This window comes from Streptomyces sp. NPDC039423 (assembly GCF_055598725.1).
This window is the reverse complement of record NZ_JBVKAH010000020.1, coordinates 18,447-27,635: the sequence shown is the minus strand read 5'-3', so window position 1 is coordinate 27,635 and position 9,189 is coordinate 18,447. Positions and strand designations below refer to the sequence as shown.

Sequence of the window (9,189 nt, the reverse complement as noted above, 5' to 3'; positions counted from 1 at the left end):
GGCAATGACGACGTTCCGCAGGCAGGGAGAATAGAGACGGAAGAGCTTCCCCCCCCCCAAAAACATTCCCCCCCCCCCGGGCAAACCTCTGCCCCTTCCCCCGCCCACCCACCCCCCCCTCTCCCCCCCCCCCGGTGCGACAGCCCCCCCCCGTCCGGTCGTACCGGACGGGCCGGTCCCGTCATGCAGTGGCGTGCGGGCGGGGTACCGCCGCGGCTCAGGCCAGGGTCGCGAGCGCCTGGTTGAAGGTCGCCGACGGGCGCATGACCGCCGCGGCCTTGGCCGGGTCCGGGTGGTAGTAGCCGCCGATGTCGGCCGGCCGGCCCTGGACCGCGATCAGCTCGTCGACGATGGTCCGCTCCTGCTCGGTCAGTGTCTGGGCAAGCTGCGCGAACGCCTTGGCGAGCTCGGCGTCGTCGGTCTGCTTCGCCAGCTCCTGCGCCCAGTACATGGCCAGGTAGAAGTGGCTGCCGCGGTTGTCGATGCCACCCAGGCGACGGCTCGGCGACTTGTCCTCGTTGAGGAACGTCGCGGTCGCGCGGTCCAGGGTGTCGGCCAGGACCTGGGCGCGGGCGTTGCCCGTGGTCTGGGCGAGGTGCTCGAAGCTGACCGCGAGGGCGAGGAACTCACCCAGGCTGTCCCAGCGCAGGTAGTTCTCCTTGACCAGCTGCTGGACGTGCTTCGGGGCGGAGCCGCCGGCGCCCGTCTCGAACAGGCCGCCGCCGTTCATCAGCGGGACGACCGAGAGCATCTTCGCGCTGGTGCCCAGCTCGAGGATCGGGAAGAGGTCGGTCAGGTAGTCACGCAGCACGTTGCCGGTCACCGAGATGGTGTTCTCGCCGCGGCGGATGCGCTCGACGGACAGCTTGGTCGCCTCGACCGGGGACATGATGCGGATGTCCAGGCCCTCGGTGTCGTGCTCCGGCAGGTAGCGCCGGACCTTCTCGATGAGCACGGCGTCGTGGGCGCGGGTCTCGTCCAGCCAGAACACCGCCGGGTCGCCGGTGGCGCGGGCGCGGGTGACGGCGAGCTTCACCCAGTCCTTGATCGGCGCGTCCTTGGTCTGGCAGGCGCGGAAGATGTCGCCGGCCGAGACGGCCTGCTCCAGGACGACGTTGCCGGCCTGGTCGACCAGACGGACCGTGCCCGTGGTGGGGATCTCGAAGGTCTTGTCGTGGCTGCCGTACTCCTCGGCCTTCTGCGCCATCAGACCGACGTTCGGGACGGAGCCCATGGTGGACGGGTCGTAGGCGCCGTTGGCGCGGCAGTCGTCGATGACGACCTGGTAGACGCCCGAGTAGCTGCTGTCGGGCAGCACGGCCAGGGTGTCGGCCTCCTGGCCGTCCGGGCCCCACATGTGGCCGGAGGTGCGGATCATGGCCGGCATCGAGGCGTCGACGATGACGTCGGACGGGACGTGCAGGTTGGTGATCCCCTTGTCGGAGTCCACCATGGCGAGCTCGGGGCCCTCGGCGAGCTCGGCGTCGAAGGACGCCTTGATCTCGGCGCCCTCGGGCAGGCCCTCCAGGCCCTTGTAGATGCCGCCGAGACCGTCGTTCGGGGTCAGGCCGGCCGCGGCGAGCGTCTCGCCGTACTTCGCGAACGTCTTCGGGAAGAAGGCGCGTACGACGTGACCGAAGATGATCGGGTCCGAGACCTTCATCATGGTCGCCTTGAGGTGCACGGAGAACAGCACGCCCTCGGCCTTGGCGCGCGCCACCTGCGCGGTCAGGAACTCGCGCAGCGCGGCGACGCGCATCACGGAGGCGTCGACGACCTCGCCCGCGAGGACCGGCACGGACTCGCGCAGGACCGTGGTGGAGCCGTCGTCACCGGCCAGCTCGATGCGCAGCGCACCGGCCTCGGTGATGGCCACGGACTTCTCGGTGGAGCGGAAGTCGTTCTCGCCCATCGTCGCGACGTTCGTCTTCGACTCGGCGGTCCACGCGCCCATGCGGTGCGGGTGGGTCTTGGCGTAGTTCTTGACCGACGCGGGGGCACGGCGGTCGGAGTTGCCCTCACGCAGCACCGGGTTCACGGCGCTGCCCTTGACCTTGTCGTAACGGGCGCGGATGTCCCGCTCCTCGTCCGTCTTCGGGTCGTCCGGGTAGTCCGGCAGCGCGTAGCCCTGCTCCTGGAGCTCGGCGACCGCGGCCTTGAGCTGGGGGATCGAGGCCGAGATGTTCGGCAGCTTGATGATGTTGGCCTCGGGGGTCTTGGCCAGCTCACCGAGCTCGGCGAGCGCGTCGTCGATGCGCTGGCCCTCCTGGAGGTACTCCGGGAAGCCGGAGATGATCCGCCCGGCCAGGGAGATGTCCCGGGTCTCCACGCTGACCCCGGCCGTCGAGGCGTACGCCTCGATCACGGGCAGGAACGAGTGCGTGGCCAGGGCCGGGGCCTCGTCAGTGTGTGTGTAGATGATGGTCGAGTCAGTCACCGGGTGCTCCGCTCCACGTCTGCAACATTGCTCGACATCAAGATATCTCGTGATCGACGTCTTCTCGACACGGGTCCGGCTCCTTTCCGCCGGGCGGCGGCGGCAGGAACCCCTCGCGCACGAAGAAGCGGACGCAGCGGGCCAAGAGCGCGTCGTCCACGTCCGGCGGCACCACTCCGGAGCCGCGCAGCGCCCGGCGGGTGGCGGAGGAGTCGAACACCGGGGAGGCCGCCTCGCGCGGCGCCGCCGTGCCCGCCGGCGGCAACAGCCCCAGCAGCGGGTACGCCGCGTTGCCCGGGTGCCGCTCCACATGGCGGTGCCACCGCTCCAGCGGGACGTCGTCCAGCCGATAGCCCAGGGCCCGCAGGCGGGCCACGACCTCCGTGAACGGGCGCAGCCGCTCGCTGGAGACGTGGAACGTCCCCCCGGCCGCCGCCGGGTCGGCGGCCAGGACGGTGATCGCCCCGCTGACGTGGTCCACGGGCACCAGGTCGAAATCCGACATGTAGTCGCCCGGGGCGAGCCCCGCCTCGACGCAGCCCTTGACCAGCAGCCACAGGAAATCGGACGTCTGGCACGCCCCGGTCGTGCTGGAGCCCGCGATCCGGGTCGGCCGGTACACCGTCACCGGCAGGCCCCGCTCCCGCGCCCGGGCGACGAGCGTCTCGGCCACCCACTTCGACTCGGCGTACCCGTTGCGCAGCAGCGCCACGTCCCCCAGCGGGTGCCCGGGCGGGACCCGGCCCGCCGGCGGCCCGGACGGCGGGAAGACCCCTACGGTCGACACGTGGTGCACGGGGACCGTGCGGTGCGCGGCCGCCAGACGCAGGACCTCGGCGGTCCCGCCGACGTTGGCCGCCGCCAGCCGCTCGTAGCCGTACGCGAGGTTCACCTCGGCACCCGCGTGGAACACCACGTCGACGGTACGGGCCAGCCGGTCGAACCGGTCCGGCGCCAGCCCCAGCCGCGGCAGCGCCAGGTCCCCGGGCACCGCCACGACGCGGTGCGCCCGGGCGTCGTCCCAGAGCCCGTACCGCTCCAGCGTCACCCGGAGGCGCTTGTCCGCGGCGGCCCGGTCCCCGGCCCGTACGAGGCAGTGGACCACCCCGCCGGTCCGGTCCAGCAGGTCGCGCAGCAGGAACGCGCCCAGGAACCCGGTCGCGCCGGTCAGCAGGACATGGCCGGGGTCGCCGGCGACCCGCACCACCTCCCGCGCGGGGACGACGTCGGCGTCCAGCGTGCCCGGCCCCACGGCCGGGACGGCCCGCCCGCGCGCGGTGGCCAGGGCCGTCAGCGCGCCCAGGGTCGGGGCCGCGACGATGTCGGCGGGGCGGACGTCCAGCCCCAGCTCGGTACGGAGGCGGACGGACAGCCGCACGGCCAGCAGGGAGTCCCCGCCCAGCGAGAAGAACGACCGGTCCGGGTCGGTGTCCTCCGTCCGCAGGACGTCGGCCCAGATCGCCGCCGCCGTGGTCGCTCCGGCGGCCGTCGTGGTCGCGGTCGCCGTGGTGACCGTCGCGTCCCCGGTTGGACGCGCCGGCGGTACGGCGGGGTCGGCCGGTGCCGGTGCCGGTGCCGGTGCCGGTGCCGGTGCGGCGGGGGCGGTGGCGGTGGGCGGCGGCGGGGGCGGGGGCGCGGCGTGGCCGGGGGGCGCCGGACGCGCCGGGCCCGCGGGCACCGGACGCGCCGGGCCCGCGGCGGGGCCGTACAGCCGCCGCACCGCCGCCCGGTCCGCCTTCCCGCTCGCGGTGAGCGGCAGGCCCGGGATGCGGCGGACGTCCGCCGGGACGAGGTGGCGGGGGAGCCGCTCCAGCAGCGCCCCGCGCACCTCCCGCGGATCGGGCCCGCCGGGAGCCGACCCGGTGACATAGGCCACCAGCCGCCGCTCGTCCGCGCCCGTCCCGTCCACGAGCACCACGGCGTCGCTCACGCCCGGCACCCCCTTGAGGGCGGCCTCGACCTCGGCCGGCTCCACCCGGTACCCGCGGATCTTGACCTGGTCGTCGTCCCGGCCGAGGAACCGGATCGTGCCGTCCGGCAGAAGGCAGCCCACGTCCCCGGTGCGGTAGAGCAGGCCGCCGGGCCGCTCCGGACGGAAGGGGTCCGGCACGAAGCGGCGGTCCGTCCCGGCCTCCTCCGAGAGGTAGCCGAGGGCCACGGCGTCCCCGGCGACGCAGATCTCGCCGACCGTGCCGAGCGGACGCGGCCGCAGCCGGCCGTCCAGGACGTACACCCTGCTCCCCGGTACCGGCCGCCCGATCGGCGGACGGTCCGGCCAGGTGCCGGGCGCGCCGGTGAGCCGGTGGGCGGTGACCACGTGCGTCTCGGACGGACCGTACTGGTTCTCCAGGCGGGCCCCCGGACAGGCGGTGGTGAAGAACGCCCGGATCGCCGGGGTCACGTACAACTGCTCCCCGGCCGTGATCACCTCCCGGAGGGTGGACGCGGAACGCCCGGCGGCCACGGCGTACTCGGCCAGTTGCTGGAGGGCGACGTAGGGGAGGAAGAGCCGCTCGACCGCGTGCCGTTCGACGAGGCCGAGCAGGCGGTGCGGGTCCCCGCGCGTCCCGTCGTCCGCGACGACCAGCGTCCCGCCGCTCGCCCAGGTGCTGAAAACCTCCTGGAACGCCACGTCGAAGCCGAGCGGGGCGAAGTGCAGCGTGCGGGAACCCGGGCCCGCGGCCGACGAACGGCCCTGCCAGTCCAGGAGCACGGCCAGCGACCGGTGCGGCAGGGCCACGCCCTTGGGCCGCCCGGTCGAGCCGGAGGTGTACACGATGTACGCCACGTCCTCCGGCGACGTCCCGGGCAGGGACTCCTCCGGCGCGTCCGCGGGCACGTCGTCGAGGAACAGTACGGCCACGCCGGTGTCCGGGGGAGCGGGTGCGCTCCTGGTGGTCAGGACGGCGGCGATGCCGCTGTCGCGCACCATGTGGGCGGTGCGCGGGGCCGGCAGGGACGGGTCCAGGGGTACGCAGGCGGCGCCCGCGCGCAGCACGCCCAGGAGGGCGACGAGGGCGTCGGTGGAACGGCCGATGCGGATGCCTATCCGCTTCCGGGCCAGTCCCCGGGACACCAGCCACCGGGCCAGATCATGGGAGGCGGCCGAAAGCCGCGCATAGGTGAGCGCCCGCCCGCCCTCCACCACCGCCAGGGCGTCCGGGGTCCGGCGGGCGGTCCGGTCGACGAGCACATGGGCATGCGGCGGCCCGCCGGCTCCGGGGAGGGGATCCCGGGCGCCGGGCAGCGGCCCGCCGGCGCCGGACAGGGGGAGTCCTTCGGCACGTCCCCGCCCCGGCGCCTCCAGGACGGGTCCCGTGGTCAGCTCCCGGGTCACCAGCCGCCGCTCCGCCCCGGACATGACGGCGAGGTCGTCCACGCGCGCGTCCGGGTCGGCCGTGGCGTCCGCCAGGAGGGCGAGGAATCGCTCGGCGAGGCGCCGGGCCGTCGACGGGTCCAGCACCCCGGTCGCGTACTCCATCAGGGCGCGGTAGCCGCCGTCGTCCCGGCGCGGCACGAGTTCGAGGAACACGTCGAACTTGGCGGTGCCGTTGTGCGCGTGGAGGCGCTCGGCGGCCACACCCGGCAGCCGCAGCCCCGGCGCGTCCGCGTCGTCGACCGTGAACACCACCTGGAAGAGGGGGAAGCGGCCCGGTACCCGCTCGCCCGCCAGCTCCGCGACCAGGCGGCTGTGCGGGACGTGACGGTGTGCCATGGCCCCGCGCACACACGCGGCGCTCTCCTCGACCAGCTCCCGGAACGTCTGCCCGGGCCGGACGCGGCGGCGCAGCGGCATGACGTCACTGAGGCAGGCGATCAGCGGTTCCAGCTCCAGCCGGTCCCGCCGGGTGACCGGGGTGCCCAGCACGATGTCGTCCTGGCCGGACAGCCGGGACACCAGGGCGGTCAGTACGGCGGTGAACAGCACGAAGGGGGTCGTACGGAGCCGGCGGCAGCAGGCGCGTACGGCGTCGGCCGACTCGGGGCCGATCGAGAACTCGAGCATCCCGCCCCGGTGGTCCGGCACGGCCGGACGGGGCCGGTCCAGCGGGAACGTGGACTCGGCGGGCGCGCCGTCCAGCGTCCGGCGCCAGTAGTCCATGGCCTCGTCGGACGGCCCGGAGTCCTGCCCCCGCCCCTGCCCCGGGCCCCGCCCGGCCGCGGCCGCGCGCTGCGCCCGGGCGTACGCGCCGAAGGTGACGGGCAGCTCGGGCAGCCGGGGCGGCCGGTTCTCGACGGCGGCCCGGTACAGCTCGCTGAACTCCTCGTCGAGCAGGCGGAACGACCAGCCGTCGACGACCGCGTGGTGCAGCGCGACCACGAGCACCGCCTCCCGCTCGCCGGTGCGCAGCAGCGTGGCCCGTAGCAGGGGCGGCCGGTCGGCGGGCACGGACACGGAGACGGCCGCCCGGACCGCCTCGTCCACCCCGCCCGCACCGAACTGCCCGGAGCCCGCGCCCCCGGAACCGGCCTCCCCGGAACCCACGTCGCGGACGGTCAGCGGCACCGGGGCGGGCGGGTGGACCCGCTGCACGGTCCGGCCGCCCTCCAGGACCAGGGCGGTGCGCAGCGGTTCATGGCGGGCGACGACGCCCGTCAACGCCGCCCGGATCGCCGGGACATCGATGTCACCGCGCAAGCGGTGGATCCAGGACTCGACGTACCGCCCCGCCCCCGCCTGGAACTGGTCGTTGAGCCAGATCGACTCCTGCTCGAACGACATCGGGTGCTGCTCGTAGAGGCTCATGCGCCGGTCTCCCCGCCGTCGCCGCGGCCCTGCTCCAGGAGGCGCGGCAGCGCCGTACGGTCCAGCTTCCCGTGGGCGGTGAGCGGCAGTGCGGCCGTCACGCGCACCAGTTCCGGAACCAGGTGGCGGGGCAGCAGCGCGGCCAGGGCGCGGCGCACGGCCCGGGGCGGCGGCGGGTCGTCGGTGCCGGCCTCCGTGTAGAACAGGGCCAGGCGCTCGTACTGCCCGTCCGGGCCCGGGACGGGGACGACCGCGCAGTCGGCCACCCCGGGGACGGTGCGCACGACGGCTTCCACCTCCTCCGGTTCGACCCGGTGGCCGCGTACCTTCACCTGCCGGTCGGCGCGGCCCGTGAAGTGCAGGACGCCGTCGTCGTCCCGGAACCCGAGGTCCCCGGTCCGGTACACCCGGGTGGGCACTCCGTCGACGGTGACGGTCGGGAACGCCCGGGCCGTCAGCTCCGGGTCGCCCAGGTAGCCGAGGGCGATGCCGTCGCCCGCGACGCAGATCTCGCCCGTGGAGCCCGGGGCGGCGGGGGCGGCTGGGCGGCCGTCCGCCAGGACGTGCACCCGGCGGCCCGGGACCGGTTCGCCCACCGGGATCCCGGTGGGGACGTCGCAGTCGGAGCGGCGTACGCGCCGGGCGGTGGCGAAGACGCACGTCTCGACGGGCCCGTAACCATTGGTCAGCGCGATGTCCGGGTGGCGGTCGAGGAAGGCGCGCACCCGGGCCGCGGAGAGCCGTTCGCCGCCCGTCAGCACGTGCCGCAGCCCCTCGAAGCAGCCGGGGTCCTCGTCGACGAAGAGGTGGAACAGGGACGCGGTGAGCCAGACCGTGTCCACGCCCCGCCGCGCGACGAGGCCGCGCAGCGTACCGGGCAGCAGGAAGCCGCCGTCGAGGAGCACACTGGTCCCGCCGCTGATCAGCGGACCCCAGGTCTCCAGGGTGAAACCGTCCCAGGACACCGGCGCGGCCTGCGGCATCACCGGACGGTCCGGGCCGTCGGAGGTGAAGGGGGCGAAGCGGCCGTCGAACAGGCTGAGCGTGGCCCGGTGGGGGGACACCACCGCCTTGGGGCGGCCGGTGGTGCCGGAGGTGAAGAAGACCGTCGCGGGGCTGTCGCCGTCCACCACGGGCGGCGCCGCGTCCCGTTCCTCCTCCCCGGGTACGGGCGGAGCCCCGGCCGCGTCCCGGGGGAGGAGGCCGTGCGCCGCCGGGGCGCACAGCGAAGCGCCGTTCCCGCCGCCCCCGTCTCCCCGGCCGTCCCGGCGGTCCCAGCCGTCCCACCAGTCGCACCCGTCCGGTACGACCGCCACTCGCGGTGCGAGCATGCCGGCCACCGCGCGCAGCCGCTCCGCGGGCCAGCCGGGATCCAGGGCGGCGTACGCCGCACCGGACTTCAGGACGCCCAGGAGGACCGCCACCAGCGTCGCCGACCGGGGCAGGACGACCGGGACGAACGTGCCCGGCCCCGCGCCCCGGACCCGCAGCGCGGCCGCCCAGACCTCCGCCGCCGCGTCCAGCTCCGCGTAGCCGACGTGCCGGGCACCGTCGACCAGGGCCACGGCGTCCGGTCGGCGCGCCGCGTGCCACTCGACCGCCCGGTGGATGAGCGGCGGCCCGCCCGAGGTGGCCGCCGGTGCGCCGGCGGCCCGGGGGGCCACCACGGCGCCGGTCACCGGGCGTCCCGTACGGCGGCCACGGCCGAGGCGAAGCCGCCGAGGTCCTCGCTGTCGAGCAGGGTCTCCGGCGGGACCTCCACGTCCAGTTCCCGGCCGACCCTCAGACATATGCGTATCGCGTCCAGGGAGGTGCCGCCGAAGTCGTAGAAACTGTCCGTCAGCCGATGGGGCCCGGAGCCCGTCACCTCGGCCACCACGGACAGCACGACGGCCACCACCTGGTCGGTGGGCGAAGCGCTCTCAAAGCTCACGTGCGGGGCTGACACCCTGGGGGTCCCTTCTGCTCTCTCGGCTCGAATCCGCCTCCGCCGGACGGGTCTTGT

The 9,189-nt window shown here is 74.9% G+C and carries 4 protein-coding genes; all 4 read right to left on the bottom strand.

Annotated elements, in window-relative coordinates:
* Positions 1–217: 217 nt before the first annotated feature.
* Genes ACZ7LK_RS32215 through ACZ7LK_RS32200 form a run of 4 tightly spaced genes read right to left on the bottom strand, consistent with a single transcriptional unit; the run spans position 218 to position 9,117 of the window.
* Entirely contained in the window at positions 218–2,437 is a 2,220-nt protein-coding gene (locus ACZ7LK_RS32215) for an NADP-dependent isocitrate dehydrogenase (RefSeq protein WP_471144638.1), read from the bottom strand.
* Positions 2,438–2,474: 37 nt separating this feature from the next.
* On the bottom strand, positions 2,475–7,184 hold the full coding sequence (locus ACZ7LK_RS32210) for a non-ribosomal peptide synthetase family protein (RefSeq protein ID WP_471144637.1): 4,710 nt from the start codon (positions 7,182–7,184) through the stop codon (positions 2,475–2,477).
* On the bottom strand, positions 7,181–8,863 hold the full coding sequence (locus ACZ7LK_RS32205) for an amino acid adenylation domain-containing protein (RefSeq protein ID WP_471144636.1): 1,683 nt from the start codon (positions 8,861–8,863) through the stop codon (positions 7,181–7,183). Before ACZ7LK_RS32205 ends, ACZ7LK_RS32210 begins: the two co-directional genes overlap by 4 nt.
* Entirely contained in the window at positions 8,860–9,117 is a 258-nt protein-coding gene (locus ACZ7LK_RS32200; protein ID WP_392277509.1) for a phosphopantetheine-binding protein, read from the bottom strand. The genes ACZ7LK_RS32205 and ACZ7LK_RS32200 overlap by 4 nt, the downstream gene beginning before the upstream one ends.
* Between the last annotated feature and the right edge of the window lie 72 nt (positions 9,118–9,189).